The organism is Pseudomonas sp. FIP_A4 (assembly GCF_036701605.1).
Taxonomy (GTDB): Bacteria; Pseudomonadota; Gammaproteobacteria; order Pseudomonadales; family Pseudomonadaceae; genus Stutzerimonas; species Stutzerimonas phenolilytica.
Genome location: NZ_JAYDXP010000121.1, coordinates 168,087 through 194,543, shown reverse-complemented (window position 1 = coordinate 194,543; position 26,457 = coordinate 168,087). Strand labels below are relative to the sequence as shown.

Genomic DNA, 26,457 nt, shown 5'->3' with positions numbered 1-26,457 from the left:
ATAAAGACGGCTGACGCCAAACGCCGCCGCGCGCCCTTTTAAGCCGCTCGGGGCGAATTGTCCAGTGAGCGGCGCGAGGGTTGTACCAGCGCCATTCCGCCGAGGCTTTTCCGGCACCGCCAGAGTTCCGAGCGCGCGCCACACCCGTGCTGGATTACGCGCCGCTTACGGCGCGCCGAACAGCGCCGTCCAGTAGATCGCCGCGTCGCTCTGCGGATCGACCGCATAGGCCGCGCCGAATTCGCTGTACTGCGGGTTCATCAGATTCGCGCAGTGGCCCGGACTGGCCAGCCAGCCGTCGAGCACTCGGCGCGGAGTCGGCAGCGCGGCGGCGATGTTTTCGCCCACTACGCCACCGGTATAACCGGCCAGGTCGGCGCGGTCGCCGGGCGTGCGACCGTCCTCGCTCAGATGACTGAAGAAATTACGGTTGGCCATCGCTCGACTGTGGGCTTCGGCCGTGCCGCCGAGCGTCGCGTTCCAGCCAAGTGGGGCCGCCGCGGCAAAGGATTGCGAGCCGCACTGACGCGGCTGCGCACGCGCGGTATTGATCAGCTCCAGCAGTTTCTGGCCTTCGTTCTGCCAGTCGCCCAGACGCCCGTCGAGCAGCGGCCGCGCCAGCACGATGCGCCAGTCGCGGCCCTCGCGGCTGACGCCGATATCGACGAACTGCGGATCGAGCAGCACCTGGCAAAAGCTCTCGTGCAGCGCCTGCATCGCCGCCGGCGCATCTCGCGGCCCGGACAGGCTGATGGCTTGCACCGTCATCATCGGATAGGCCGCACGCGCCAGTTCCTGCTGCAGATCGCCCGCACCGATGGCCGGCAGATTCAGGCGTGTGTCAGCCGTGAGTGGCGGCAGTTCCTCGCTGGCCTTGCTGCCGCAGCGCTGCACCTCGCTGCGATAGGCATTGATCGCCTCGACCAGCTGCGCTTCTTCGGCAGCCGCCCAGCCGGTGAACAGCAGCGTGGCGAACAGCAGGACGGATGAAAGAACACGCATGGCAGCTCTCCGGCAAAACACTGACGAAACGGTACGCCCACGGCGCAAGCGAACGTCATGGTGCGCGACGTCGCCGCGCTTGTCATCCCGCAGTGCGCCGGCTGTGCGGGTTACGCCGGCTTGGCTATGATCGAAAGCCATGAACAGCCCGCCGCCACTCCGCCAGCCCTGCCCGCCCGGCACTTGTACCTGCCAGCGCGACGCGTTGCTGCAAACACCGGGCGCCGATACGCGCATTCTGCGGTTGACCCTGCATGAGGAGCGTCGCCTGCTCGAACGTCTGGAGAAGGTGCAGAGCCTGGACGACCTTGAGCATCTGCAGCAACGCATGTTCGAGCAGCTGGGTATCCGCATGGATATCGCCCCCGGGCACAACGAGGTGCGCAGCATGCGCGGCATCGCCATCGACTTCGCCGACCAACCCGGCCTGTGCCGCAAGACCCGCCCCGCCATCGCCGCCGCGATTCGCCGCGCCCTTCAGCAGCGACCGGAGATCGCCTGGCGCCTGCTCGATGCCCATGACCTACTGGGTGGCGCATAGCCATCACCGTGCTAGCATCCGGCCTCTTTAAACAGACGGAAGGATTCCAATGTTCAAACGATCGCTGTGCCTGCTTGCCATGACTGCCGCGCTGCACGGCTGCGGCATGACCATGCCGCGCTACGAGCCAAGCTTCGCCAACGTCAGTCTGCTCAAGACGCAGGCACCCATGACCGGAATTACCCGCCCGAGCGTTACGGCCGATCCTGGAGCGGATTCGATCATGGTGCGGCTCAACCCGATTCGCAGCCCGGAGGGATCGCTCAGCCAGCATGTGCAGAAGGCGTTGGAAGCAGAGCTGCGCCTGGCTGGTCTGCTGGAACCGGAGGCCCATCGCCGGCTCGATGTGCGGTTGCGCAACAATGAAATGTCCTCGCCGGCTGGCACCGGCTTCGGCAGCATCACCGCAGATTTCGAACTGCGCGCAAACGGGCGACCCCTGTACAGCGCCAGCAAGACAGTGACTGACAGCTGGGACAGCAGCTTCATCGGAGCCATCGCGATTCCGTCGGCCGCCAACGCCTACAACCCGCTGGTGCGCAAGCTGCTTGCGGAGCTTTATCAGGATCCGGCGTTCATCAGCGCGATGAAACAGCCCTAAACCAAGCGTGTGGCCGGGCCGATGCCCGGCCACCTTGCCACTCAGCCGCGCAGCAGCAACTGGCCTTGCGCGTATTTCAGCGCATCGCGCTCCACCATCTGCTTGAGCAGTGCATTGAGTTGCCGGCGGAAGCTGTCGCTTACTGCGTCGACCGGCGTGTAGGCCATCATCGGAATGAACACCAGACCCATCCAGGTTCGGATCGAATCGTGATTCTGGGCCATGGATACCGGCTTGTCGTCGCTATCGAGCACCTGCAACGTCATGCTGTATTCATCCTTGGCAGTCGCAGGAATGATCATCAGCGTCAGGCCCGAGATCATCCCACTGACCATCGCCGCCCCCTCCGAGCCACCGTTGTATACGGCGAGCTTGAGCGTGTAGTCACCCGGCTGTTTCTGAAACGGGTCCAGCGTGTAGCGGCTGAACAGGCCCGAATCGCGCAGCACCGATTCCAGTTGCGGCTTCAACATATCGCGAGCCTGAGGCATTTCCACCGCTTGCCCATCGCCAGCATCGCCGCGATAGAAGTTGAAATCGACATACACACTGGGGCGCTGCTCATAACGAGCCATAGATGGAATCGAGGTTTCGGCAACCTCGTTACCGGGAAAGCTGGCGCATCCCGTCAGCGCCAGCATCAGTACGCAACCCATGAGTTTCAGTTTCATTGTGGTCATCCTTGTATTGGCAGGTTTTCGCACACGGCGGCGCGAGCGGCGAACTCTAGCCAGAGCAATCCGGCATGCCAATTAGCCATTACGCATTTTTGCGAAGCCATGAGGGCTGGCAACGCCCGAGATGCCTCGGATTTGCCTATTCCGCAGGTCGCAATAGCACCCCAAGGGGCTGCCCGAGCGGCTAGAATGGCCGGCCGTTCCCGATTGATTGCCTGCGTCCATGTCATTGCCCAAACACCACCTCGAACTGCTCGCCCCCGCGCGCGACGTCACCATCGCCCGCGAGGCCATCCTGCATGGCGCCGATGCCGTCTATATCGGCGGCCCGAGCTTCGGTGCGCGGCATAACGCCGAGAACAGCGTGGCGGACATTGCCGAACTGGTGAAATTCGCCCATCTGTTTCATGCGCGGGTGTTCGTCACGCTGAACACCATCCTGCACGACGACGAGCTGGAAGCCGCGCGCGCGCTGATCCAGCAGCTGTACGAGATCGGCGTCGACGCGCTGATCGTGCAGGACATGGGCATCATGGAGCTGGATATCCCGCCCATCGAGATCCATGCCAGCACCCAGACCGATATTCGCACCCTGGAACGGGCCAAGTTCCTCGACAAGGCTGGCTTCTCGCAGCTGGTTCTCGCCCGTGAGCTGAACCTGCAGGAAATCCGCGCGATCTACGACGAAGTGGATTCGACCCTGGAGTTCTTCATCCACGGCGCGCTGTGCGTGGCGTTTTCCGGGCAGTGCAACATCAGCCACGCGCAGACCGGGCGCAGCGCCAACCGCGGCGACTGCTCGCAGGCCTGCCGCCTGCCCTACACGCTGAAGGACGATCAGGGCCGCGTGGTGGCCTTCGAGAAGCACCTGCTGTCGATGAAGGACAACAACCAGAGCGCCAACCTGAGCGCGCTGGTGGATGCCGGCGTGCGTTCGTTCAAGATCGAGGGGCGCTACAAGGATGTGAGCTACGTGAAGAACATCACCGCTTACTACCGCCAGCGCCTGGACGGCATTCTTGCCGAGCGCCCTGACCTTGCCCGCGCCTCCAGCGGCCGCACCGATCACTTTTTCGTACCGGACCCGGACAAGACCTTCCACCGCGGCAGCACCGACTACTTCGTCACCGACCGCAAGATCGACATCGGTGCCTTCGACTCGCCGACCTTCACCGGCCTCGCCGTGGGTGAAGTGCTCAAGGTCGGCAAGCATGACCTGACCGTGCAGACCCGCGAGCCGCTCTCAAACGGCGACGGCCTTAACGTTCTGATCAAGCGCGAGGTGGTGGGTTTCCGTGCCAGCGTGGTCGAGCCGCTGAAGCAGTTCGAGGAGGACGGTCAGCCGCGTTACGAGTACCGCGTCGAACCCAACGAAATGCCTGCCGCGCTGCGCCAGGTGCGCCCGAACCATCCGCTCAACCGCAACCTGGACCACAACTGGCAGAACGCGCTGCTGAAAACCTCCGCCGAGCGCCGCATCGGTGTGCGCTGGCTGGCAAAATTGCGCGCCGATGCGCTGGAGCTGCATGTCACCAGCGAGGAAGGCGCCTATGCCACGGCCACCCTGCCCGGCCCCTTCGGCGAAGCGAAGAAGCCCGAGCAGGTGCCCGGCCAGATCGCCGATCTGCTGAGCCAGCTGGGCACCACCATCTACCACGCCGAAGAGGTCGAGGTGGATGCGCCGCAGGCGTTCTTCATCCCCAACTCGCAACTCAAGGCGCTGCGCCGCGAAGCCATCGAGGCACTGACCGCAGCGCGCGAAACCATCCGCCCGCGCGGCGGGCGCAAGCCGGTCAGCGTGCCGCCGCCGGTCTATCCCGAGTCGCACCTATCGTTTCTCTACAACGTCTACAACGAGAAGGCCCGCGCCTTCTATCACCGCTACGGCGTGCAGCTGATCGACGCGGCCTACGAGGCCCACGAGGAGACCGGCGAGGTGCCGGTGATGATCACCAAGCACTGCCTGCGCTTCTCCTTCAACCTTTGCCCGAAGCAGGCCAAGGGCGTCACCGGGGTGCGCACCAAGGTCGCGCCGATGCAACTGGTGCACGGCGACGAGGTGCTGACGCTGAAGTTCGACTGCAAGCCCTGCGAAATGCACGTGATCGGCAAGATGAAGGGCCACATCCTCGACCTGCCGTTGCCGGGCAGCGCGGCGAGCATCGTCGGGCAGATCAGCGCCGAAGACCTGCTCAAGACCATCAAGGCCAAGCCGCAGGCCTGACGCGCGACGTCAAGCCGTCAGCGCCTCGGCCAGCGCCCGACCGATCGCCGCCAGCGCGGCGTTGCGCTCCTCGGCGCTGGCCTGCGTCTGCGTGAGGTAGACGCAGGCAATCACCGGTTTGCGCTGCGGCGGCCAGATCACTGCAACCTCGTTGGTGGTGCCGCGCTCGCCCGAACCCGTCTTGTCGCCGATGCGCCAGCCTTGCGGCAGGCCGGCGCGCAGCTTGGCCGCACCGGTCTGGCTGGCGAGCATCCAGGCGATGAGCTGATCACGCGAGGGCGCCGACAGGCTGTCCCCCAGCACCAGACGCTGCAGATTCGCCGCCATCGCCGCCGGCGTGGTGGTGTCGCGCGGATCGCCAGGGCGTGCCTCGTTCAGCTCGGTTTCCCAACGATCCAGACGGGTGAAGCGGTCGCCGAGCGTACGAGCGAAATCGCCGATCGCGCCCGGCCCGCCGAGGTGACGCAGCAGCAGGTTGCCCGCCGTGTTGTCGCTGAGGGTGATGGCGGCCTCGCAGAGCGCGGCGAGCGTCATGCCATCGTTCACATGCTGCTCGGTGACGGGCGAGTAGGTCACCAGATCGTCCGTGGTGTAGCGGATGCGCGTCTGCAGCGAATCCGCGCCGGCATCGACTCGCCGCAGCACCGCCGCGCCCGCCAGCAGCTTGAAGGTGCTGCACAACGGGAAGCGTTCATCGGCACGGTGCAGCCATTGCCGGCCGGACTGGCTGTCGATGATCGCCACGCCCAGGCGCGCCTCCAGCTGCTTTTCCAGCGCGGCGAATCGGTGCGTCAGGTCTTCGCCGCGACGCTCGATGGCCCAGGCCCGGTCGCCACGATCCAGCGCGCCGCCGAGCAGCAGCGCCCCCCCCAGCAAGGAAAACTGTCGTCGTGTCAGTACCTTCACCTTGTTCCTCCATTCGACCAACACACCGCTCAAGCGCGGACGCTGAGCGTAGGCTATCCAACGCCAATGTTCTGCCGGATCAGGCTCAGCGCGATGAGCGGATTGGCGAACGCCTGTGCCGTCGCATGCTTTAAACTCGTGCCCTTCTTCCGCACTACCCGGCGAATCCCCTCGCTGCCCGGACTGCCCATGAAGCAACGCGCCGTAACGCCCTTCCAGATCTTCATCCTCGTGCTGTCGTTCTACGTGCTGGGTGCGCTGGTAGCCGACCTGTTCTTCAAGCTGCCGCCCGATATCTCGACACTGCTGGGCTATCTGGACACCATCGTCTGCTTCTTTTTCTTCCTCGACTTCTGCATGCGCTTTCAGCAGGCCGAGAACAAGTGGCGCTTCATGCGCTGGGGCTGGATCGATCTGCTCGCCAGCGTGCCGGCCAGCGGCCTGCAGGCGGCCAAGCTGGTGCGTGCGTTCCAGATCCTGCGCATCCTGCGCGCGCTGAAGTCACTGCAACTGATCTGGCGCGTGCTGTTTCGCAACCGCGCCGAGGGCATCGTCGTCTCGGCGGCAACGGCGACCCTGCTGCTGGTGGCCTTCGGCGCGATCACCATGCTGCTGGTGGAGGCACCGAATCCGCAGAGCTCGATCAACACCCCGGAGGAGGCGCTGTGGTGGGCCTTCGTCACGGTAACGACGGTCGGTTATGGCGATTTCTATCCGGTAACCACTGCCGGACGCATCGTCGCGGTACTGCTGATGGTTTCCGGCGTAGGCCTGTTCGGCAGTTTCGCCGCCTACATCGGCTCGCTGTTCGTCGCCGACCAGAACGAGGAAGAAGAAAAGCGCGACGCCGACGACCGCGAGCTGATGCATCGGCTGCTGGCACAGGTGGACAGCCTCAACCAGGAGGTGAAGAGTCTGCGCGCCGAACTGCAACGTGGACGGCTCGCCGAGCGTACGGGCGAAGCTGGCGCCGATACACCGATGGCCACCACGCCGGAGCCGACGCGCAGGGCGTGACGGCAAACTGTCGTCACGATTGTGTGGTGATCACCTGCGGGCGGCCCGCCGCGCCCTATAATCGCCCCTGTCACACGTCCCGCACGGGAGTTTGCCGGCGTTATGCCTTTCGAATATGCACGCAATCTGACCGGTCGTCGGCGTACCCGCCATGGCAATCGCCAACTGGGCCTGTGGCTGGCGTTCAACGCCGGCGCGGCGAATGCCGGCGGCTTCCTCGCGGTGCAGCAATACACCTCGCACATGACCGGCATCGTCTCCTCGATGGCCGACAACCTGGCGCTGGGCGCCACCGATCTTGCCCTCGGCGGACTCGGCGCGCTGTTGTCGTTCCTGTTCGGGGCGATGTGCTCGACCATCATGATCAACATCTCGCGGCGCCGGCACATGCACAGCCAGTACGCGCTGCCGCTGGCGCTTGAGGCCGTGCTGTTGCTGTGCTTCGGCGTGCTGGGCGCGCAGATGATGGCGGTGCCCGGGCTTTTCGTGCCGCTCACGGTGATGCTGCTGTGCTTCATCATGGGCCTGCAGAACGCCATGGTGACCAAGCTCTCGAACTCCGAGGTGCGCACCACGCACGTCACCGGAACGGTGACCGATATCGGCATCGAGCTGGGCAAGCTGATCTACGTCAACCGCCTGCAACGGCCGGGGGAGAAACCGGTGCGCGCCAATCGCGAGCGCCTGCTGATCAACAGCCTGCTGGTCTGCTGCTTCTTCATCGGGGGCGTGAGTGGTGCCTTCGGCTTCAAGTGTTTCGGCTTTCTCGCCACCGTACCGCTGGCCGGCGCGCTGCTGTTCTTCGCACTGGTGCCGATGTGGGACGACCTGCGCCTGAGCTGGACGCTCTGGCGGCGCAAACGCTGAGCGCGATCCGCCACACCATGCCTACCCTTCGCGCGCCCTCACGCGCCCTTCACCTTCGCCCTCGCCTTTACGGTTCGTACGCCGCTGCCGCATGACCATTCGGCGCTAAAAACGTTCGCTTACCCTTCGTCAGAATGTTCAATTATTTACTTTGACAGCGCGGGTTTTTGCCCATAGCTTTTCGATTCCGAACATTTACGAACCATTCCGCAGTCGGCTCGAACAATAACAATCCGCATGAGGCTCCCGCGCATGAGTACTCCAACCGTCCCGACCCTCAAGGGACAATGCATCGCCGAGTTTCTCGGCACCGCCCTTCTGATCTTCTTCGGCACCGGCTGCGTCGCCGCGCTCAAGCTGGGCGGCGCCAATCTCGGGTTATGGGAAATCAGCATCATCTGGGGCATCGGCGTGTCGATGGCGGTGTATCTGGCCGCCGGCGTATCCGGTGCGCACCTGAACCCGGCCGTCACCATCGCGCTGTGGCTGTTCGGCACCTTCGAGCGGCATCGCGTACCGGCGTACATTCTTGCGCAGGTCGCCGGCGCCTTCAGTGCCGCCGCGCTGGTGTACGGGCTGTACAGCAGCCTGTTCATCGATTTCGAGCAGGCGAACCACATGGTTCGCGGCAGCCTCGAAAGCCTGCAGCTGGCCTCGGTGTTCTCCACCTATCCGCACGCGTCGCTGTCGTTCGGCCAGGCGTTCCTGGTGGAGGTGGTGATCACCGCGATCCTGCTGGCGATGATCATGGCCATCACCGATGACGGCAACGGCCTGCCCAGCGGCCCGCTGGCGCCGTTGCTGATCGGCCTGCTGATCGCCGTGATCGGCGGTGCGATGGGACCGCTGACCGGCTTCGCGATGAACCCGGCACGCGACTTCGGACCCAAACTGATGACCTTCTTCGCCGGCTGGGGCGATGTGGCCTTCACCGGCGGGCGGGACATTCCGTATTTCCTGGTGCCGATCTTCGCGCCGATCCTCGGCGCCTGCCTGGGCGCCGCCGGTTACAAGGCACTGATCTGCCGGCACTTGCCGGGGGTAGGCTCGGCCGCCTGCGATGCACCGAAACCCAAGGAAAAGGCCACTGCCGAAATGGGCTCCGCGCAGCCCGATATCAGCAAAGTTCGCTAAGGAAACGTCGACATGAGCAATCAGAACAAGCAATTCATCGTCGCCCTCGACCAGGGCACCACCAGCTCGCGCGCCATCGTGCTGGACCGCAACGCCAACGTGGTGACCATCGCCCAGCGCGAGTTCGCGCAGATCTACCCGCAGCCGAGCTGGGTCGAGCACGACCCCATGGAAATCTGGGCGACCCAGAGCGGCGTGTTCGTCGAAGCCCTGGCCCAGGCCGGCATCACCAACGAGCAGGTGGCGGCGATCGGCATCACCAACCAGCGTGAAACGGCCATCGTCTGGGACAAGGTCACCGGCCGGCCGATCTACAACGCCATCGTCTGGCAGAGCCGGCAGAGCACGCCGATCTGCGACCAACTCAAGCGCGACGGCATGAACGATCACATCCGCAAGACCACCGGTCTGGTGATCGACCCCTATTTCTCCGGCACCAAGATCAAGTGGATTCTCGATCACGTCGAAGGCAGCCGCGAGCGCGCCCGCCGTGGCGAGCTGCTGTTCGGCACCGTCGACTGCTGGCTGATCTGGAAGATGACCCAGGGCAAGGCCCACGTCACCGACTACACCAACGCCTCGCGCACCATGCTCTACGACATTCACAAGCTGGACTGGGACCCGGTGATGCTCGAGGCGCTGGATATCCCACGCGAAATGCTGCCGGAAGTGCGCTCCTCGTCGGAGGTGTACGGCCACGCCTATATAGGTTCCGGCCAGAGCACCGGCATTCCCATCGCGGGCATCGCCGGCGACCAGCAGGCGGCGCTGTTCGGCCAGATGTGCGTCGAGCCGGGGCAGGCGAAGAACACCTACGGCACCGGCTGCTTCCTGCTGATGAATACCGGGACCAAGGCGGTGCAGTCCGAGCACGGCCTGCTGACCACCATCGCCTGCGGCCCGCGCGGCGAAGTGAATTACGCGCTGGAAGGCGCCATCTTCAACGGCGGCTCGACCGTGCAGTGGCTGCGTGACGAGCTGAAGGTGCTCAACGAATCACTGGACTCGGAGTACTTCGCCACCAAGGTGCCGGACAGCAACGGCATCTATCTGGTGCCGGCGTTCACCGGTCTCGGCGCGCCCTACTGGGACCCGCGCGCCCGTGGCGCGCTGTTCGGCCTGACCCGCGGGGTCAAGGTCGATCATCTGATCCGCGCCGCGCTGGAGTCCATCGCCTACCAGACCCGCGACGTGCTCGACGCCATGCAGCAGGACGCCGGCGAGCGTCTGCGCGCCCTGCGCGTGGACGGCGGCGCGGTGGCCAACAACTTCCTCATGCAGTTCCAGGCCGACCTGCTCGGCACGCAGGTGGAACGGCCGCAGATGAAGGAAACCACTGCCCTCGGCGCGGCCTACCTGGCCGGACTGGCGACCGGTTTCTGGAGCGATCTCGACGAACTGCGCAGCAAGAGCAGTATCGAGCGGGTGTTCGAACCGGCGTGCGGAAGCGAACAGCGCGAAGCGCTCTATCGCGGCTGGCAGAAGGCGGTCGATCGCACGCGCAACTGGGCCGAGGACTAATCGAACGCTGCCGCGCCTGCCCTGCGAGCGTTCGCAAGCAGGCGCGGCATGTGCGAATCCGAACGCTCCACGCTTTAATCGAACGCCAGACTGCGGCATGCTTCAGGGCAAACAGCCCATAAGGAAGCCCCATGAGCCTGGCGCCCCGACAGCAGAACATCCTGGATCTCGTGCGCGAGCGCGGCTACGTCAGCATCGACGAGCTGGCCCGGCATTTCGCGGTCACGCCGCAGACCATCCGCCGGGACATCAACCAGCTGGGCGAAGCCGGGCTGCTGCGCCGCTATCACGGCGGCGCTGCCTACGACTCCAGCGTGCAGAACACCGCCTACAGCCAGCGCGCGCGGCAAATGCGCGACGAGAAACTGCGCATCGCCGCCGCCGTGGCCGCCCGGATTCCCGATCAGGCCTCGCTGTTCATCAACATCGGCACCACCACCGAAGCCATCGCGCAGGCGCTGCTGAACCACCGCGACCTGAAGATCATCACCAACGACCTGCACGTGGCGAGCATTCTCAGTACCAAGGAGGATTTCGACGTGCTGATCGCCGGCGGCTGCGTGCGCAGCGACGGTGGCATCGTCGGTCAGGCTACGGCGGATTTCATCAGCCAGTTCAAGGTGGACTTCGCGCTGATCGGCATCAGCGGCGTCGACGAGGACGGCACCCTGCTCGACTTCGACTATCAGGAAGTCCGCGTCTCGCAGGCGATCATCCATAACGCCCGCAAGGTTTTCCTGGCAGCGGATTCGAGCAAGTTCGGCCGCAGCGCCATGACGCGCCTGGGCTCGCTGGAGCAGATCGACTGCCTGTTCACCGATGCGCCGCCGTCCGAAGTCTTCGCCGAACTGCTTGCACGCCACAAGGTGCAGGTGGAAATCGCCGGATAGGGAGCTTTCGCGCCCGTCCCGCTCAGTGCGGAAGGCAGCAAACGCCATTTTCGGAAATGTTCCCTTTTATCTGATTTCGAACATTTTTGCTTTCACATGGATTCTCTCTCGAATAACATGTTCAAAACCGAACATGATCTTTCGTTTTCGAGGAGAAGCCCGTGCCCTATTCCGTCCAGCCCGTCTCCGAGCTCTATGACCTTGCCGTGATCGGCGGCGGTATCAACGGCGTCGGCATCGCGGCCGATGCCGCCGGCCGCGGACTGTCAGTGTTCCTTTGCGAACGCGACGACCTCGCCAGCCACACCTCGTCGGCCAGCAGCAAGCTGATCCATGGCGGGCTGCGGTATCTGGAACACTACGAATTCCGCCTGGTTCGCGAGGCGCTGGCCGAACGCGAGGTGCTGCTGGCGAAGGCACCGCACATCGTCAAACCGATGCGTTTCGTGTTGCCTCACCGCCCGCATCTGCGTCCGGCGTGGATGATCCGCGCCGGGCTGTTCCTCTACGACCACCTCGGCAAGCGTGAGAAGCTGCCGGGATCACGGGGCTTGCGCTTTTCCGCCGAGAGTCCGCTCAAACCGCATATCCGCCGTGGCTTCGAGTACTCCGATTGCTGGGTGGACGACGCGCGCCTGGTAGTGCTCAACGCCATGGCGGCGCGCGAGAAAGGTGCGCATATCCACACCCGCACCCAATGCCTGAGCGCCAAGCGTGCCGGTAGCATCTGGCATGTCGAGCTACAGCGCCAGGACGGCAGTCGCTTTTCCTTGCGCGCCAAGGCGCTGGTCAATGCCGCCGGACCGTGGGTGGCGCAGTTCATCGGCGAGGGCCTGCAGCAGCGCTCGCCCTACGGCATCCGCCTGATCCAGGGCAGCCACATCATCGTGCCCAGGCTGTACGACGGCGAGCAGGCGTTCATCCTGCAGAACGAGGACCGCCGCATCGTGTTCGCCATTCCCTACCTCGGGCGCTACACGATGATCGGCACCACCGACCGCGAGTATCAGGGCGACCCGGCGCAGGTGCGCATCAGCGAGGAGGAGATCGGCTACCTGCTGGGCGTGGCCAATGCGCACTTCCGCCAGCAGCTGGCGCCAACCGACATCCTGCACAGCTTCGCCGGCGTGCGGCCGCTGTGCGATGACGAATCGGACAACCCGGCCGCCGTCACACGCGATTACACCCTGGCGCTGGCGGCAGCCCCAGAACAGGCGCCGCTGCTCTCGGTCTTCGGTGGCAAGCTGACCACCTACCGCAAGCTCGCCGAGTCGGCGATGACGCTGCTGGCGCCGTTCTTTCCCGCACTGGGGCCGAGCTGGACGGCCAGCGCCGCGCTCCCCGGCGGCGAGGAGATGGATTCGCCGCAGCAGCTGGCCCGGGACATCGAGGCGCGCATCAGCGGCATCGAACCGGCGATGGCGCAACGCTGGGCCAGCACCTACGGCAGCCGTGTGTGGCAGATGCTCGGCGATGCCCACACGCTGCAGCAGCTTGGCCAGCCACTCGCCGCGCAGCTCTACAGCCGTGAGGTGGACTATCTGCGCGACCACGAATGGGCATGCGAGGCGGACGACATTCTCTGGCGGCGCACCAAGCTCGGCTTGAGCCTGACCACGCAGGACAAGGCGTGCCTGCAGCGCTATCTGGACCGCGGCACGACACTCGACGAAGCCGCCGTGCTGCCGCTCGCTAGCCGCGCAACTGGCTAGTGATGCGCTCCAGGCTGGAGTTGAAGCGCTGCTCGGCCGCGCGCAGTTGCTCGCCCTGCTGCAGCAACGGCGCGCAGAGGTTGAGCGCAGTCAGTACCAGCAGCTTGTCGGCGCTGGCATCGGGGAACTGACGGCGGCTTGCTGCCAGATGCTCCTGCAGCAGCGCCGCCGCGCCCGACAACAGCGCCGCCTGCCCTTCGCCGGCGCGAATCGAGTACTCGCGCCCGAGAATGTTCAGCACCTGGATGCCGGCGGCACTCATGCGGCACTGCCGGCAGCGGCGCGCTCGATCAGCGCTTGCAACCGGGCCAAAGTCGCGCCCTGCTTTTCCTCCTGCTCCAGCGCCGCCAGCTGCAGGTTGTCGTTCTCCTCGCGGGCCTGCTGCAGCTGCTGTTCGAGCAGCGCGGCGGTTTCGCGCAGGGACTGATTCTGCTGCAGCAGGTCGGCGATGACGCGTTCGAGCTGGACGAGAGCGGTTTCAAGCATGAGAGGTATCCGGGGCCGGTAAAAAGGCGCGCGAGGATAGCAAAAGCACTGCTGGCGGGGGGCCTGCATTCGCAAGCGCATTGCAGCGGCTGGCGGTCGCCAAAGCCAAGACGATTGCGGTAGCCTCTGCAGCCCATTCAAACGCATCACAGGAGTCACCCATGGCCCGCGCCACCGCCCGCCACATCCTGGTTTCCAGCGAAGTCAAGTGCAACGAACTGAAGGCTGCCATCGAAGGCGGCGCCGATTTCGCCCAGGTCGCCCGCGAGAATTCGAGCTGCCCGTCCAGCCGCGACGGCGGCAACCTCGGCTCCTTCGGCCCGGGACAGATGGTGCGTGAATTCGACACCGTGGTTTTCAGCGCGCCGCTCAACGTCGTGCAGGGGCCGGTGAAGACCCAGTTCGGCTATCACCTGCTGGAAGTCACCAGCCGCGAAGACTGATCCTGCCCGCCCCACGCTTCGGCGTGGGGACGCAGTATTTTTCCACCATCGCGGATGGTTTCCGCCAAGCGGCGGTCCAATACGGCACGACCAAATCAAGAGGTATGTGCCATGGGACTGTTCGACAGAATCAAGGAAAAACTCGGCTTCGGCGACGCCTCCAACGAGGCGCAGAAACCGGTTTCCACCCCACCGGCGGAGGCCGCCAGCACCAGCGCCGAAGGCGTCACGCTGGATTCCGGCCGCCCCACCGCTACCGCCAATGCGACCACCCACACCGACGCCCCGGCCATGTCACAGGTCGACGTCGCGGCGAAGCTCGACGCCATGGCGGCCAGCCATCACGAGCAGCTCAACTGGCGCACGTCCATCGTCGATCTGCTCAAGTTGCTCGGTCTCGATAGCAGCCTGGAAGCGCGCAAAGAGCTGGCCAACGAACTGCACTGCCCGCAGGACAAGATGACCGACTCCGGCACCATGAACATCTGGCTGCACAAGACCATCATGCACAAGCTCGCCACACACGGCGGCAATGTGCCGCCGGAGCTGCTGCACTGACGCCGGCGAATGCCGGCCAATAAAAAAGGCTGCCCCGCATGACGGTGGCAGCCTTTTTCGTTACCGGCGCTCGCTGCGGTCAGGGCCGCTTGGAGCGATCGCCGCGGCCGAAACCAGGCCGCTGCCCTTCACCCGCCGGTGGGCCGCGCCGCTTGGCCGGTGCCGGCTTGTCGCCGCTGGCGCCTTCAGGGCGCTTGCCACGCTTGCGATTCACGTCGCTCGGACGTTCGGCAACCGGCGTACCACGGCTCTGCTCGGCCGGACGCGGTTTGCGTGCCGGCTGCTCGCCACGCGGCTTGTCGCCGATGCGCGGCAGGTCGGCTTCGCCGGCCGGACGCAGCACACGCGGGCGGCGCTCGCCACGCGCCAGCGGCTTGGCCACCTTGCGCTGCAGACGGTCGATCTTCTCCTTGGCGCGCGCCTTCATCTCCGGCAGCGCGACCGGCGTCAGGCCGACCTCCTGGCTGAGGATGTCCACCTCGGCCTGCGACATCTCGCGCCAGCGACCCATCGGCAGGTCGGAGGTCATGAACACCGGGCCGAAGCGCACCCGCTTCAGCCGGCTGACCACCAGCCCCTGGGATTCCCACAGACGGCGCACCTCACGGTTGCGGCCTTCCATCACTACGCAGTGATACCAGTGGTTGAAGCCTTCGCCACCGGGCGCTTCCTGGATGTCGGTGAAGCGCGCCGGGCCGTCTTCCAGCATGACGCCGGTCTTCAGCCGCTCGATCATTTCGTCGTCGACTTCACCGCGCACGCGCACCGCGTATTCGCGGTCCATCTCGTAGGACGGGTGCATCAGCCGGTTGGCCAGCTCGCCATCGGTGGTGAACAGCAGCAGGCCGGTGGTGTTGATGTCCAGCCGGCCGATGTTGATCCAGCGGCCTTCCTTCGGCCGCGGCAGGCGGTCGAACACGGTCGGACGGCCTTCCGGATCGTTGCGGGTGCAGATTTCGCCGTCGGGCTTGTTGTAGATCAGCACGCGCCGCACCACGGCGACTTCCTCGCGCTTGATCAGGCGGCCATCGACGGCGATCGCGTCGAGCCGGTCCACGCGCTGGCCGAGGCTGGCCACCGCGCCGTTGACCTTGACCCGGCCTTCGCTGATCCATTGTTCGATATCACGTCGCGAAGCCAGCCCCATGCGGGCCAGGACCTTCTGCAGTTTTTCGCCGTGGGCGACGTGAGGGGTGGAATCGTCATGCTCGGTCATTCTGGGCACCTCCCGGTGTGTCAGTTCCGATTGAAAGGGCGCGAATCATACGCGCATCGACGTCCGCACGCACGGTTTGCGCACGGATGCACCGACCGTTCAGCCGAGAGCGGCGAGCGCATCGGCGGTGGCCTGCCGGATACGCGCCCAGTCGCCACCGGCGAGGCTGGCCGCATCGATCATCCAGGTGCCGCCGACGCACATCACATTACCGAGCGCCAGGTACTGCGCGGCGTTGCCCGCGGTGACGCCGCCGGTCGGACAGAAGCGCACGTCGGCGAACGGCCCGCCGAACGCTTTGAGCGCGGCGATACCCCCGCAGACTTCAGCCGGGAACAACTTGAAGCGGCGATAGCCCAGCGCATAGCCCTCCATGATTTCCGTCGCCGTGGCGATGCCCGGCAGCACCGGCACGGCACACTGCACGCCTGCCTCCAGCACCTCCCGGCTGGCACCGGGGGTGACCACGAACTGCGCGCCGGCCGCTTCCACCTGATCCATCATGCGGCGGTCGAGCACGGTGCCGGCGCCGATGCACAGCTCGGGACGCTCCTCGCGCAGCCGGCGGATCGCCGTCAGCCCGTGCGCCGAACGCAGGGTAATTTCCAGCGTGCGCAGGCCGCCCGCCGCCAGGGCATCGGCCAGCGGCAGGATCTGTTCCTCGCTGCCGATGGTGATCACCGGCAGGATGCGCGCATTCACGCACAGCTGCTCGATCAGGTCGTTCTTCAGTTGCATGGTCATGGGCAATCCTCAGGGCTTCAGGGGCACCAGTAGATCTCCAGCGGTGAATGGATGAACGCGCGGATCGGCATTCGCAGCGCGTCGGCGTTCAAGGCCTGGCGCAGGGTTTCCAGCTTGGCCATGCCCTGGATCGCCAGACACTGCATGCGCGCCGAGGCCAGCAGCGGATAGGTCATGCTCAGGCGCTCGCGCGGCTCGGTCGGCGCGCACATCGCCACGCAGCGATCCGGGCAATCGGCCCGCAGTGCATGGTCCAGACGCGCACTGTCGGGGAACAACGACGCGGTGTGGCCATCGTCGCCCATGCCCAGCACCAGCACATCGATCGGCTGACCGAGTTCGGCCAGACGTCGGTCCGCCAGTTGCGCGGCTTCCTCCAGGGTGGCCGCCGGATGATACAAACCGATGAACTGCGCCACGGCCGCGGCGTTCTGCAACAGATGACGACGCACCAGCCCCTCGTTGCTGGCCGCATCGCTTGGCGGCACCCAGCGCTCGTCCGCCAGGCTGATCTGCACCCTGGACCAATCCAGCTCGCGGCGCGACAGTTCCTCGAAGAACGGCACCGGGCTGCGCCCGCCGGATACCACCAGGCTGGCCACGCCGTGGGTGCGCACCGCGTAGTTCAGCACCTTGGCCGCGTCGTCAGCCATCAGCCGCGCCTGCCCAGCGGCGTCGGCCAGACTGTGGGCAACCACGCCGGTAGGCAGGTCGAGTTCAGAAATCGCCATACCAGGACCTCCCGTCACGAGTAATCAAGGCAATCGAAGCCACCGGCCCCCAGGAGCCGGCAGGATAGAGTTTGAGACTGTCGCCAATACGGGTCCAGCCGTCGACCAGCTGATCGCACCATTGCCAGGCGTATTCGACTTCGTCGCGGCGCACGAACAGGTTTTGATTGCCCTGCATCACCTCCAGCAACAGCCGCTCGTAGGCATCGGGAATGCGCGCGCTCTTGTAGGTCTCGGAAAAATTCAGCTGCAGCGGCCCGCTGCGCAGGTGCATGCCCTTGTCCAGCCCCTGCTCCTTGGTCATCACCTGCAGGGAAATGCCCTCGTCCGGCTGCAGGCGGATGATCAGCCGGTTGCTGATCAGCGAGCGCTGCTCAGGCGCGAAGATGTAGAACGGCGGTTCCTTGAAATGGATGACGATCTGCGACAGCTTCTGCGCCATGCGCTTGCCGGTGCGCAGGTAGAACGGCACGCCGGACCAGCGCCAGTTACAAATGTCGGCGCGCAGGGCGACGAAGGTTTCCGTGCTGCTGGTGGCATTGGAGTTCTCTTCCTCCAGATAGCCCGGCACCGGCTTGCCGCCGGCGATTCCGGCCGAATACTGGCCGCGCACCACGCGCTGGCTGAGGATGTCCGGGGTGATCGGCGCCAGCGCCTTGAGCACTTTTACCTTCTCGTCGCGGATGCTGTCGGCGGTGAGATTGCTCGGCGGGTCCATGGCGATCAGGCAGAGCAGCTGCAGCAGGTGGTTCTGGATCATGTCGCGCAACTGGCCAGCCTGGTCGAAGTAACCCCAGCGCCCCTCGATGCCGACGGTTTCGGCCACGGTGATCTCCACATGCGAGATGTGGTGCTGGTTCCACTGCGTCTCGAACAGGCTGTTGGCGAAACGCAGGGCGATCAGGTTCTGGACGGTTTCCTTGCCCAGGTAATGATCGATCCGGTAGATCTGGCTCTCGGCGAAATACTGCGCGACCGCATCGTTGATCACCCGCGACGACGCCAGGTCATGGCCGATGGGTTTCTCCAGCACCACCCGCGCCTGCGCGGCCAGCCCGGCGCCGGCCAGGTGTTCACAGATCGCGCCGTACACCGCAGCGGGCGTGGCGAAATAGGCGATCAGCGGCAGCTCGGCGCTGACGTTCTGGGCCAGCACGGCGTAATCCTCGCCACGGCGAAAATCCATGCGCAGACAGCGCAGGCGCGCCAGAAAACGCTGCAGCACGGCATCGTCCAGTTCGTGCGGAGGAATGTAGCGGCGCAGGGCCTGTTCGATCCGCGTCATCTGCTCATCCGGCTCGCCACCCTCGCGTGACAGCGCCAGCAGTCGCGTTTCGGCGTGCAACAGGGCGGCGCGGTCGAGCTGATAAAGCGCGGGAAACAGCTTGCGCAGCGCCAGATCGCCCAGCGCGCCGAACAGGGCAAAAGTAATGGGTTCAACGTTGATCGCAGGCATAAACGCTCGTGGTCAGTGCAGTGTGGGCTTCGGCGCCGCTCGAATGGCCGGGCACCGGCTCGCGGTCATACGTGCCGCGCGGCAAGGCACCCCTTCAGCAACAGACCGAGATCGTCGCAAAAGACTCGCGAGAATCGGAAAAAATTCTGTTCCGACGATGCACGGTGCTGGACGGCCGCGCCGTCATGGCTTGCGCTTCTTCGCCTTGCCGAGGATGGCGAGGCGCTCGGCCGCCTGTTGCCTGACGGCCTTGCGCTCTTTGTTCTTGAGCTTCTTCCAGCGTTTGATCTCGTCGCGGCTACGACCGCAGCCGACGCAGATGTCATCCTTGAGCTTGCACAGATCCACGCAGGGATTGTCCACCTTGTCGCCCACGGCACCTCCAACGCAGGGCGGCCTCGCGTTGCGCAAGGCCGACCGGCGTCAGTGTTGCGTGCTCAACCGATCATTTCCACCAGTACTCCACCTGCACGCCGAAGTTGGAGCCGTGCTGGGCATCACCGAAGGCCCCGCTGTCCGAGAGCGCCGAGCCGGCAGCCATCAGGTTCGCCGCACGCTGGGCGGCGTCGTTCCACTGCGCATAGGTGTAATACAGGCGTACCTCCGGCCGCGCCCAGAATGCCGGACCGGCCGGCGACCAGGTCGGCGCAACGGTGAATTTGCTCAGCTTGCGCGTGCCGTCGGCGGCGTCGATCTGATCGTGACCGAGCTCGGTCACCAGCTTGAACTGCTCGGTGAAGGCATAGGTCGGACGCACCCCCACCGACCACCAATCCTGATCGCCGCCGTCGACACGTTTGTCCTTCTGGTAGACCACCTGGAATTGCCCGCCGAAACGGGGCGTCAGCTGCCAGTCGAAATACTCGACCACGCGCCAGCTCTTGGCACTGTCGTCGAGCGTGACATCGCCGGTGTAGCCCAGGCCGGTCCCCGGGCCTTCGCCGTACTGCAGTGCCAGGGTGTTGCTGCCGCCGAGAAAGCCGTCCTGCTTATGCTGCGCGGTCACCGCCCAACCGCTGTGGGCGTCCTCGCTGTCGGGCTTGTCGATGTAGCTCACGCCGAATTCCAGCTCGCCGCCAGGATTGCTGTCAAAGCCGCCGACGTTGAAGTCGTGGCGATTGATGTAGTCCTTCTGGAACACGCTGTCCTTGCGGGAAAAGGCGTAGCTGTATTTCAGGCCGCCGATCTCCATGTCCTCCACGCCGGCACCGGTGGCGCTCTGGTTCCAGTAGTAGAAGTCGGAGATATGGATGTCGTTACGTTTGTAGAAGCGCCGCCCGGCCCACAGCGAACCGTTGTGCAGCGCCGGCACCTTGCTCCACTCGGCATAGGCCTGCACCATCCGCGCCCAGCCGTGATCGCCGGTGAATTCCGGGGTGTGGCCGTACTGGTTGTACAGCGCCGCCATGCCTTCCAGGCTGAGCACCGAGCCGTCGGCAAAGGTATAGAGATCCTGACGCAGATCGAGCTCGGCGTACTGCTCGCACTCGTTGCCGAGGCGGTACTTGCTCGGCGCGCCAGGCAGCTGGAAGCAGGATTGCGTCCCGCCCTCCACCGAATCGCCGACACCGCTGCGCAGGTAGCCGGAAAACTCCAGCGCCTGACCGCTCAACGGCAGCACGGCGCACGCCACGGCGGCAGCCAGACTCATTCCTGCGGATATTGTTGTTTTCATGTCCACTCCGTTCGCTGTTGTTGTTATTCGCTATCAGCAGGTCAGCACGGCGACAAGCGCTGCCTGGGTCGGGCCGCTGCGCGCGCCCTAGCGGGCGCTACCGCTGCGCTCACGCCCGCTGTAAGGCACGCCTCGTTCGCCAGCCGTGCGGCCGTTCGGCAAGGTCTCGACCACACCGAGCCGCCCACCGCCCGCCGGGCGGGCAGCATGGTGGTCCAACCGCTCGCCGGTGTGCGCATCGAACAGCAGCACCTTGTGCGGATCGAACTGCAGGTCGAGGGTTTCACCGGCGCGCGGGGCCTGGTCCGGCGCCAGGCGGCACGACGCCTTGACCTCGTTCAGGCTGAAGAACACCAGGGTGTCCGGCCCGGTGGGCTCGACCACCTCGATCTGGCAGCGCAGCGAGCAGCCGTTGCCCGTACCGTCGGCCAGGCCGATCTGCTCCGGGCGGATGCCGAGAATCACGTCACGCGCGTGCCACTGCTCATCGGCCGGCAGCGCCAGCGGAATTTCACAGCTCGCCTGATCGCTGTTGAGCACGGCGACCCAACGCCCACTCTGCTGGCGCAGCCGCACGGGGACGAAGTTCATCGGCGGCGAGCCGATGAAGCTTGCCACGAACTGGTTGGCCGGGTCGTTGTAGATCTCGTGCGGCGTGCCGAACTGCTGGACGATGCCGTCCTTCATCACCGCGACTTTGTCGCCGAGCGTCATCGCCTCGATCTGATCGTGGGTGACATACACGGTGGTGGTCTTCAGGCGCTGATGCATCAGCTTGATTTCGGTGCGCATCTCCACGCGCAGCTTGGCGTCGAGGTTCGACAGCGGTTCGTCGAACAGGTAGATCTTCGGCCGCCGCGCCAGCGCCCGCCCCATGGCCACGCGCTGCTGCTGGCCGCCGGAGAGCTGCGACGGCTTGCGCTCGAGCAGCGCCTCGATCTGCAGCAGCTTGGCGACCCGCGCCACCTCCTCCTCGATCTGCGCCGCGGGCACCTTGCGCATCTTCAGGCCGAAGGCGATGTTGTCGCGCACGCTCATGGTCGGGTACAGCGCGTAGGACTGGAACACCATGGCGATGTCGCGATCCTTCGGGCTGGCCTGGCTGATGTCCTCGCCGTCGACCAGGATCTCGCCGCCGGTGATGTTCTCCAGCCCGGCGATGCAGTTCATCAGGGTGGATTTGCCGCAACCCGACGGCCCGACGAGGATCAGGAACTCTCCCGCATCGATCTTCAGGGCGATGTTCTTCAGTGTTTCGACCTTGGCGTTGCCGTAGGTTTTCTGGACGTTGCGCAGTTCCAGGGATGCCATGTTGTTGTTCTCCTCAACCCTTGACGGCGCCGGCAGTGAGCCCGCGCAGGAAGTACTTGCCGGCGATCACGTAGACCACCAGCGTGGGCAGGCCGGCGATCATCGCGGCGGCCATGTCGACGTTGTATTGCTTGGCGCCGGTGCTGGTGTTCACCAGGTTGTTCAGTGCCACGGTGACCGGCTGGGTATCGCCACTGGCGAACACCACACCGAAGAGGAAGTCGTTCCAGATCTGGGTGAACTGCCAGATCAGGCAGACCATGATGATCGGTACCGACATCGGCAGCAGGATGCGGCCGAAGATGGTGAAGAAACCGGCGCCATCCAGCCGCGCCGCGCGCACCAGCGCTTCCGGCACGCTGACGTAGAAGTTGCGGAAGAACAGTGTGGTAAACGCCAGCCCGTAGACCACGTGCACCAGCACCAGACCGGTGGTGGTATTGGCCAGACCGAGCTTGCCGAGGGTGAAGGACGCCGGCAGCAGGATCACCTGGAACGGCAGGAAGCAGCCGAACAGCAACAGGCCGAAGAACAGCTGCGAGCCGCGGAAGCGCCACATCGACAGCACGTAGCCGTTGATGGCGCCCAGCGCGGTGGAAATCAGCACCGCCGGGATGACGATCTTCACCGAGTTCCAGAAGTAGCCGCCGATGCTGTCCCAGGCCGTCAGCCAGCCCATGGCGCTGAACGCTTCCGGCCAGCTCAGCAGGTTGCCGGTGCGGATGTCTTCCGGCGTCTTGAAGCTGGTCAGCAGCATCACGATCAGCGGCACCAGGTAGGCCGCGCAGGCCAGCAGCAGCGTGGCGTGGATGGTCAGGCGCCCGAGGGTCAGGCGCGGTTGCGCGAAGTCAGACATGGCGCTTGGTCCTCAGCTCGGAATACAGGTACGGCACGATGATCGCCATCACCGCGCCGAGCATCAGCATGGCGCTCGCCGCACCCAGGCCCATCTGGCCGCGGGTGAAGGTGTGGGCGTACATGAACATCGCCGGCAGATCGCTGGAGTAGCCCGGCCCGCCAGCGGTCATCGCCGCCACCAGGTCGAAGCTCTTGATCGCGATGTGAGCAAGAATCATCAGTGCGCTGAAGAACACCGGGCGCAGGCTTGGCAGCACGATGCGCAGGTAGATGGTGGGCAGGCTGGCGCCGTCCACCTGGGCGGCGCGGATGATCGACTGATCGACGCTGCGCAGGCCGGCGAGGAACAGCGCCATGACGAAACCCGAGGCCTGCCACACCGCGGCGATCACCAGGCAGTAGATGACCCGGTCCGGGTCCACCAGCCAGTCGAAGCGAAAACCCTCCCAGCCCCAGTCGCGCAGCAGCTTGTCCAGGCCCAGGCCGGGGTTGAGCAGCCACTGCCAGGCGGTGCCGGTGACGATCATCGACAGCGCCATCGGGTACAGGTAGATGGTGCGGATCAGCCCTTCGCGGCGGATGCGCTGGTCCAGCAGTACGGCAAGTACGACGCCGATCACCAGGCTGATGGCGATGAACAGGCCGCCGAAGACCAGCAGGTTCTGGCTGGCGACCCACCAGCGGTCGTTGTCCCACAGGCGCTCGTACTGTTGCAGGCCGGCCCACTTGTAGCTGGGCATGAAGCGCGAGTTGGTGAACGACAGCAGGAAGGTCCAGCCGATGTAGGCGTAGAAGCCGACCAGCACGATCAGCATGCTCGGCGCCAGCACCAGTTTCGGCAGCCAGCGCTGCAGGGCGTCGAGCGGCGAGGCCTTGGCGGGCCTGGCTTGAAGCGCGATGGAGCTCATGGATGTGATCCCTCATGGAAATCCGGGATGTCGTCGTCCGCGGCGCAGACCAAGGCCTGTACCGGGGACGCACGTTTCGGGAATCGGGCGGCGTTATCCGCCCGCAGCGTTACTGCACGGCCTGGATCGCCGCCGCCAGTTGCTTGGCCGCCTTTTGCGGGTCGGCCTGGGGGTCGTTGAAGAAGTTGGTGACGACGTCGAACACCGCGCCCTGCACGTAGCTCGACGCCGCCATGCCGTGGGCCAGGCTGGGCTGCAGGCCGCTGTCCTGCGCGGCTGCCTTGAAGTCCTTCATCGACTGCTGCGCACAGGCGTCGAACGCGCTCATGTCCATGTCCTGGCGAACCGGGATCGAACCCTTGTTCTGATTGAAGAAGGTCTGGAACTCCGGCTCCAGCACCGTGCGCGCCAGATCGACCTGGGCCTTGCGGTTTTCCTCGTCGCTGAGCTTGAACATCGCCAGCGAGTCGATGTTGTAGGCGAAGCTGCCCTGGGTGCCGGGGAACGGCAGGCACTGATAGTCCTTGCCGGCCACCTGATTGGCGGCGGTGAACTCGCTCTTGGCCCAGTCGCCCATGATCTGCATGCCGGCCTTGCCGTCGATGACCATGCCGGTGGCGCGGTTCCATTCGCGGCCCGCGGCATCGGCATCGATGTAACCGCGCAGCTTCTTCAGGGCGGCGAACGCCTGGACCATCTTCTCGCCGGTGAGGGTGTCCTCATCCAGTTCGACGAAGGCCTTGTGGTAATCCTCCGGGCCGAGAATGCTCAGCACGAAGTCCTCGAACACGGTGCCGTCCTGCCAGGGCTGGCCGCCGTGGGCGACCGCGATGAAGCCGGCGGCCTTGAGCTTGTCGGCCGCGACGAAGAACTCGTCGAGGGTTTTCGGCGGCGTGGCGCCGGCCTTCTCGAACACCTCTGGGTTGATCCACAGCCAGTTGACCCGATGCACGTTGACCGGCACCGCCACGTAGGAGCCGTCGTACTGCATGATCTTGGTCACTTGCTTGGGCAGCAGCTCTTCCCACTTGTCCGCCTTGGCGGTTTCGTCGAGGTTGGCCAACAGGCCCAGCTCACCCCACTCCTGAATGTCCGGCCCCTTGATCTGCGCGGCGGCCGGCGGATTGCCGGACACGGCACGGGTCTTCAGCACCGTCATGGCCGCCTCGCCGCCGCCACCGGCCACGGCGAAATCACGCCAGCTGTGGCCTTTCTTCTCGACCAGTTTCTGCAGCGTGTCGGCGGCGCGCTTTTCGCCACCGGATGTCCACCAGTGCAGCACCTCGACCTCGCCGGCATGGGCGGCGAGCGGCAGGGCGAGGGAAATGGAAAGAGCGAGGTGATGGAACGCTTTCATGTCTGAGCACCTTCTTGTTTTTATCGGGCAAGGCGTGGTCGCTTGCGTTGATCCGAGTCTATGCGCGCCGCAAGGGGCGCTGGGTAACGAAGGGATAGGCAATGGTCACCGTCTGGTTACAAACCGCGGTGAAATGTCACGCGCCGCGAAAACGGCGCGTTTCAGTCATCGCTCGACGCCTGGCGCGGCAGCGTCAGGGTGACCCGCAGGCCGCCCTCCGGCAGGTTGCGCATGCTCAGCTCGCCACCGTGGGCGTGGGCGATGTTGCGGGCAATGCCCAGCCCCAGGCCGTAGCCCTGCTGCTGGCCGGACAGCCGCACGTGCGGTTCGAACACCTGCTCCAGGCGCTGCTCCGGCACACCCGGCCCCTCATCGTCGACATGCAGCACCAGCAGCTCGGCGCTGTCCTCGAGACGCAGATGGGCACGCCCACCGTACTTCAGCGCGTTGTCCAGCAGGTTGCCGACGCAGCGCTTGAGCGCCAGCGGCTTGCCCGGATACGGCCGTAGCGCGCGGCCGGCGAGCGTCACGCAGTCACGGTCAGTGGCCTGATAAGGCTCGACGATATGTTCGAGCAGCACGTTCAGGTCGACCGCCTCGATGTTCTCGTGGATGTCGGTGTCCTTCACGCACTGCAAGGCGCCCTTGACCAGCAGCTCCAGCTCGTCGAGATCGCGACTGAACTTGGCCTGCACGGCTTCGTCGTCGAGCAGCTCGACGCGCAGGCGCAGGCGCGTGATGGGCGTGCGCAGGTCATGGGAAATCGCGCTGAACAGCTGGCCACGTTCGCTCAGGTAGCGATTGATGCGCTCGCGCATGCTGTTGAAGGCGCGGCTGACCTCCACCACCTCGCTGGCCCCCACCTCGGCGAGCGGGCGCATCTCCCCGCCCACCGCCATGTCCCGCGCGGCCTTGGCCAGGCGTTTGAGCGGACGGCTCTGCCAGCGCACCAGCAGACCAATGAACAGCAGCAGAAAGACGGTGGTGAGCACGATGAACCACAGCTGCTGCGCCGGCAGCCCCTCGTCTTCCAGGCTGACGTACGGCGCCGGCATCAGCGTGGCGAGGTACAGCCACTCGCCGGGCGCGATCTGGATCTGCGTCACCAGCACCGGAGGCGCCAGGGGCTCGAAACTCAGCGCATAGTGCGCCCAGGAGCGCGGCAGCTCGTCGAGCGCGATGCCGCTGTTGAAGATGCGCAGGTCTTCCGGGCTGACGAACTCCACCGTCAGGTCCACCGCGCTGCCGAGGCGCTGGCGCAATACCTGGTCGACTTCGCCGAGCACCAGCCGCTTGCGCGGCGTTTCGGGCAGGATCTGCATCTGCAACGGCCGATCGTTGAGCGAGACGAAGAAACGCGTGCCGCCCATGCTGCGCAGCTGATCGAGCACCAGCGGCCGATACCCCAGCGGCAGCGAACGGAAGTAGCCGACGCTGGCGGCCATCGACTGCGCCAGGCTGCGCGCCGTGGTGATCAGCCCTTCGGTCTGACTGGCGCGCAGCTGCGACAGCCAGATCAGGCTCGACAGCCCCTGAGCGAGCAATACCGCCAGCAGCGTCAGCGCCAGCATGCGCCCCAGCAGCGAGCGCGGCACCGGCAACAACCGGCGCCGCCCGGTACG

27 protein-coding genes are annotated in these 26,457 nt (G+C 65.3%); 11 read left to right on the top strand and 16 right to left on the bottom strand.

From position 1 onward, the window contains the following. Positions 1 to 165 precede the first annotated feature (165 nt). Positions 166 to 1,002: a CAP domain-containing protein gene (locus U8L64_RS08280; protein ID WP_333396031.1), complete on the bottom strand. Its 837-nt coding sequence runs from the start codon at positions 1,000 to 1,002 to the stop codon at positions 166 to 168. Between the two features lie 139 nt (positions 1,003 to 1,141). On the opposite strand from U8L64_RS08280, the gene U8L64_RS08275 reads away from it, so the two are divergent. Continuing rightward, on the top strand, positions 1,142 to 1,543 hold the full coding sequence (locus U8L64_RS08275) for a hypothetical protein (RefSeq protein ID WP_333396028.1): 402 nt from the start codon (positions 1,142 to 1,144) through the stop codon (positions 1,541 to 1,543). A gap of 49 nt (positions 1,544 to 1,592) precedes the next feature. Continuing rightward, positions 1,593 to 2,144 carry a hypothetical protein gene (locus U8L64_RS08270; RefSeq protein WP_333396025.1) on the top strand — a complete coding sequence of 184 codons (552 nt, stop codon included), beginning with the start codon at positions 1,593 to 1,595 and terminating at the stop codon, positions 2,142 to 2,144. Positions 2,145 to 2,185: 41 nt separating this feature from the next. Here the strand turns inward: U8L64_RS08270 and U8L64_RS08265 are convergent, their stop codons facing one another. After that, the gene (locus tag U8L64_RS08265) at positions 2,186 to 2,785 is read right to left on the bottom strand and encodes a hypothetical protein (RefSeq protein WP_442965274.1); all 600 of its coding nucleotides are present in this window, start codon (positions 2,783 to 2,785) and stop codon (positions 2,186 to 2,188) included. 259 nt (positions 2,786 to 3,044) lie between these two features. Between U8L64_RS08265 and U8L64_RS08260 the strand changes: the two genes are divergently transcribed. Next, positions 3,045 to 5,045 carry a peptidase U32 family protein gene (locus U8L64_RS08260; RefSeq protein WP_333396020.1) on the top strand — a complete coding sequence of 667 codons (2,001 nt, stop codon included), beginning with the start codon at positions 3,045 to 3,047 and terminating at the stop codon, positions 5,043 to 5,045. A gap of 9 nt (positions 5,046 to 5,054) precedes the next feature. On the opposite strand, the gene bla is transcribed toward U8L64_RS08260, so the two are convergent. Further along, positions 5,055 to 5,951, bottom strand: a complete 897-nt coding sequence (bla, locus tag U8L64_RS08255) for a class A beta-lactamase (protein WP_333396017.1) — start codon at positions 5,949 to 5,951, stop codon at positions 5,055 to 5,057. A gap of 189 nt (positions 5,952 to 6,140) precedes the next feature. Between bla and U8L64_RS08250 the strand changes: the two genes are divergently transcribed. From U8L64_RS08250 to glpD, 6 genes are all read left to right on the top strand, one after another. Next, positions 6,141 to 6,968, top strand: a complete 828-nt coding sequence (locus tag U8L64_RS08250) for an ion transporter (protein ID WP_234302530.1) — start codon at positions 6,141 to 6,143, stop codon at positions 6,966 to 6,968. Positions 6,969 to 7,070: 102 nt separating this feature from the next. Further along, the gene (locus U8L64_RS08245) at positions 7,071 to 7,835 is read left to right on the top strand and encodes a YoaK family protein (protein ID WP_333396013.1); all 765 of its coding nucleotides are present in this window, start codon (positions 7,071 to 7,073) and stop codon (positions 7,833 to 7,835) included. 252 nt (positions 7,836 to 8,087) lie between these two features. Continuing rightward, a complete protein-coding gene (locus U8L64_RS08240) occupies positions 8,088 to 8,969 on the top strand; it encodes an MIP/aquaporin family protein (RefSeq protein WP_054093266.1) in 882 nt (293 codons plus the stop codon). 12 nt (positions 8,970 to 8,981) lie between these two features. Beyond that, entirely contained in the window at positions 8,982 to 10,490 is a 1,509-nt protein-coding gene (gene glpK / locus U8L64_RS08235; protein ID WP_008570319.1) for a glycerol kinase GlpK, read from the top strand. Positions 10,491 to 10,621: 131 nt separating this feature from the next. Continuing rightward, positions 10,622 to 11,380 carry a DeoR family transcriptional regulator gene (locus U8L64_RS08230; protein ID WP_333396007.1) on the top strand — a complete coding sequence of 253 codons (759 nt, stop codon included), beginning with the start codon at positions 10,622 to 10,624 and terminating at the stop codon, positions 11,378 to 11,380. 161 nt (positions 11,381 to 11,541) lie between these two features. Then, positions 11,542 to 13,092 (top strand): glycerol-3-phosphate dehydrogenase, encoded by a 1,551-nt coding sequence (gene glpD, locus U8L64_RS08225; RefSeq protein ID WP_333396005.1) that lies wholly within the window; start codon positions 11,542 to 11,544, stop codon positions 13,090 to 13,092. Here the strand turns inward: glpD and U8L64_RS08220 are convergent. After that, positions 13,073 to 13,354 carry a cell division protein ZapA gene (locus U8L64_RS08220; protein ID WP_333396002.1) on the bottom strand — a complete coding sequence of 94 codons (282 nt, stop codon included), beginning with the start codon at positions 13,352 to 13,354 and terminating at the stop codon, positions 13,073 to 13,075. The two genes, glpD and U8L64_RS08220, sit on opposite strands and share 20 nt — an antisense overlap. Further along, positions 13,351 to 13,578 (bottom strand): hypothetical protein, encoded by a 228-nt coding sequence (locus U8L64_RS08215; RefSeq protein ID WP_008570323.1) that lies wholly within the window; start codon positions 13,576 to 13,578, stop codon positions 13,351 to 13,353. Before U8L64_RS08215 ends, U8L64_RS08220 begins: the two co-directional genes overlap by 4 nt. 161 nt (positions 13,579 to 13,739) lie before the next feature. Here U8L64_RS08215 and U8L64_RS08210 point away from each other — a divergent pair, with 161 nt between their 5' ends. Next, positions 13,740 to 14,021 (top strand): peptidylprolyl isomerase, encoded by a 282-nt coding sequence (locus U8L64_RS08210; protein WP_333395998.1) that lies wholly within the window; start codon positions 13,740 to 13,742, stop codon positions 14,019 to 14,021. A gap of 111 nt (positions 14,022 to 14,132) precedes the next feature. Continuing rightward, positions 14,133 to 14,579, top strand: a complete 447-nt coding sequence (locus U8L64_RS08205) for a DUF3597 domain-containing protein (RefSeq protein ID WP_043297203.1) — start codon at positions 14,133 to 14,135, stop codon at positions 14,577 to 14,579. 79 nt (positions 14,580 to 14,658) lie between these two features. On the opposite strand, the gene rluB is transcribed toward U8L64_RS08205, so the two are convergent. The 11 genes from rluB to U8L64_RS08150 form a co-directional block, all read right to left on the bottom strand. Next, positions 14,659 to 15,795 (bottom strand): 23S rRNA pseudouridine(2605) synthase RluB, encoded by a 1,137-nt coding sequence (gene rluB / locus U8L64_RS08200; RefSeq protein WP_333395994.1) that lies wholly within the window; start codon positions 15,793 to 15,795, stop codon positions 14,659 to 14,661. Between the two features lie 99 nt (positions 15,796 to 15,894). Beyond that, complete coding sequence (locus tag U8L64_RS08195) at positions 15,895 to 16,539, bottom strand: bifunctional 4-hydroxy-2-oxoglutarate aldolase/2-dehydro-3-deoxy-phosphogluconate aldolase (RefSeq protein WP_234302536.1); 645 nt, start codon at positions 16,537 to 16,539, stop codon at positions 15,895 to 15,897. Between the two features lie 17 nt (positions 16,540 to 16,556). Further along, entirely contained in the window at positions 16,557 to 17,270 is a 714-nt protein-coding gene (gene pgl, locus U8L64_RS08190) for a 6-phosphogluconolactonase (protein WP_301618349.1), read from the bottom strand. Then, positions 17,257 to 18,726 (bottom strand): glucose-6-phosphate dehydrogenase, encoded by a 1,470-nt coding sequence (zwf, locus tag U8L64_RS08185; RefSeq protein ID WP_333395985.1) that lies wholly within the window; start codon positions 18,724 to 18,726, stop codon positions 17,257 to 17,259. The genes pgl and zwf overlap by 14 nt, the downstream gene beginning before the upstream one ends. A gap of 183 nt (positions 18,727 to 18,909) precedes the next feature. Further along, positions 18,910 to 19,101 (bottom strand): DUF1289 domain-containing protein, encoded by a 192-nt coding sequence (locus U8L64_RS08180; RefSeq protein ID WP_043297208.1) that lies wholly within the window; start codon positions 19,099 to 19,101, stop codon positions 18,910 to 18,912. 70 nt (positions 19,102 to 19,171) lie between these two features. Then, positions 19,172 to 20,377 (bottom strand): maltoporin, encoded by a 1,206-nt coding sequence (locus U8L64_RS08175; RefSeq protein WP_370525252.1) that lies wholly within the window; start codon positions 20,375 to 20,377, stop codon positions 19,172 to 19,174. A 111-nt stretch (positions 20,378 to 20,488) separates the two neighbouring features. Further along, the gene (locus U8L64_RS08170) at positions 20,489 to 21,712 is read right to left on the bottom strand and encodes an ABC transporter ATP-binding protein (protein ID WP_333395979.1); all 1,224 of its coding nucleotides are present in this window, start codon (positions 21,710 to 21,712) and stop codon (positions 20,489 to 20,491) included. Positions 21,713 to 21,725: 13 nt separating this feature from the next. Beyond that, complete coding sequence (locus tag U8L64_RS08165) at positions 21,726 to 22,568, bottom strand: carbohydrate ABC transporter permease (RefSeq protein WP_237263276.1); 843 nt, start codon at positions 22,566 to 22,568, stop codon at positions 21,726 to 21,728. Next, the gene (locus U8L64_RS08160; protein WP_043297212.1) at positions 22,561 to 23,478 is read right to left on the bottom strand and encodes a carbohydrate ABC transporter permease; all 918 of its coding nucleotides are present in this window, start codon (positions 23,476 to 23,478) and stop codon (positions 22,561 to 22,563) included. The genes U8L64_RS08165 and U8L64_RS08160 overlap by 8 nt, the downstream gene beginning before the upstream one ends. Before the next feature lie 109 nt (positions 23,479 to 23,587). After that, positions 23,588 to 24,835, bottom strand: coding sequence for an ABC transporter substrate-binding protein (locus tag U8L64_RS08155; RefSeq protein WP_043297213.1), 1,248 nt, complete (start codon positions 24,833 to 24,835; stop codon positions 23,588 to 23,590). 161 nt (positions 24,836 to 24,996) lie between these two features. Then, positions 24,997 to 26,430: an ATP-binding protein gene (locus U8L64_RS08150; RefSeq protein ID WP_333396740.1), complete on the bottom strand. Its 1,434-nt coding sequence runs from the start codon at positions 26,428 to 26,430 to the stop codon at positions 24,997 to 24,999. Between the last annotated feature and the right edge of the window lie 27 nt (positions 26,431 to 26,457).

Coding starts and splice junctions, on each gene's coding strand:
- U8L64_RS08250 (WP_234302530.1), top strand. CDS start 6,141: ATGAAGCAACGCGCCGTAACGCCCTTCCAGATCTTCATCCTCGTGCTG.
- U8L64_RS08195 (WP_234302536.1), bottom strand. CDS start 16,539: ATGACCATGCAACTGAAGAACGACCTGATCGAGCAGCTGTGCGTGAAT.
- U8L64_RS08245 (WP_333396013.1), top strand. CDS start 7,071: ATGCCTTTCGAATATGCACGCAATCTGACCGGTCGTCGGCGTACCCGC.
- zwf (WP_333395985.1), bottom strand. CDS start 18,726: ATGCCTGCGATCAACGTTGAACCCATTACTTTTGCCCTGTTCGGCGCG.
- U8L64_RS08230 (WP_333396007.1), top strand. CDS start 10,622: ATGAGCCTGGCGCCCCGACAGCAGAACATCCTGGATCTCGTGCGCGAG.
- U8L64_RS08240 (WP_054093266.1), top strand. CDS start 8,088: ATGAGTACTCCAACCGTCCCGACCCTCAAGGGACAATGCATCGCCGAG.
- U8L64_RS08205 (WP_043297203.1), top strand. CDS start 14,133: ATGGGACTGTTCGACAGAATCAAGGAAAAACTCGGCTTCGGCGACGCC.
- rluB (WP_333395994.1), bottom strand. CDS start 15,795: ATGACCGAGCATGACGATTCCACCCCTCACGTCGCCCACGGCGAAAAA.
- U8L64_RS08265 (WP_442965274.1), bottom strand. CDS start 2,785: ATGCTGGCGCTGACGGGATGCGCCAGCTTTCCCGGTAACGAGGTTGCC.
- U8L64_RS08165 (WP_237263276.1), bottom strand. CDS start 22,568: ATGTCTGACTTCGCGCAACCGCGCCTGACCCTCGGGCGCCTGACCATC.
- U8L64_RS08155 (WP_043297213.1), bottom strand. CDS start 24,835: ATGAAAGCGTTCCATCACCTCGCTCTTTCCATTTCCCTCGCCCTGCCG.
- U8L64_RS08160 (WP_043297212.1), bottom strand. CDS start 23,478: ATGAGCTCCATCGCGCTTCAAGCCAGGCCCGCCAAGGCCTCGCCGCTC.
- U8L64_RS08170 (WP_333395979.1), bottom strand. CDS start 21,712: ATGGCATCCCTGGAACTGCGCAACGTCCAGAAAACCTACGGCAACGCC.
- pgl (WP_301618349.1), bottom strand. CDS start 17,270: ATGGCGATTTCTGAACTCGACCTGCCTACCGGCGTGGTTGCCCACAGT.
- U8L64_RS08270 (WP_333396025.1), top strand. CDS start 1,593: ATGTTCAAACGATCGCTGTGCCTGCTTGCCATGACTGCCGCGCTGCAC.
- U8L64_RS08210 (WP_333395998.1), top strand. CDS start 13,740: ATGGCCCGCGCCACCGCCCGCCACATCCTGGTTTCCAGCGAAGTCAAG.
- glpK (WP_008570319.1), top strand. CDS start 8,982: ATGAGCAATCAGAACAAGCAATTCATCGTCGCCCTCGACCAGGGCACC.
- U8L64_RS08215 (WP_008570323.1), bottom strand. CDS start 13,578: ATGCTTGAAACCGCTCTCGTCCAGCTCGAACGCGTCATCGCCGACCTG.
- U8L64_RS08175 (WP_370525252.1), bottom strand. CDS start 20,377: ATGAGTCTGGCTGCCGCCGTGGCGTGCGCCGTGCTGCCGTTGAGCGGT.
- U8L64_RS08260 (WP_333396020.1), top strand. CDS start 3,045: ATGTCATTGCCCAAACACCACCTCGAACTGCTCGCCCCCGCGCGCGAC.
- U8L64_RS08220 (WP_333396002.1), bottom strand. CDS start 13,354: ATGAGTGCCGCCGGCATCCAGGTGCTGAACATTCTCGGGCGCGAGTAC.
- U8L64_RS08275 (WP_333396028.1), top strand. CDS start 1,142: ATGAACAGCCCGCCGCCACTCCGCCAGCCCTGCCCGCCCGGCACTTGT.
- U8L64_RS08280 (WP_333396031.1), bottom strand. CDS start 1,002: ATGCGTGTTCTTTCATCCGTCCTGCTGTTCGCCACGCTGCTGTTCACC.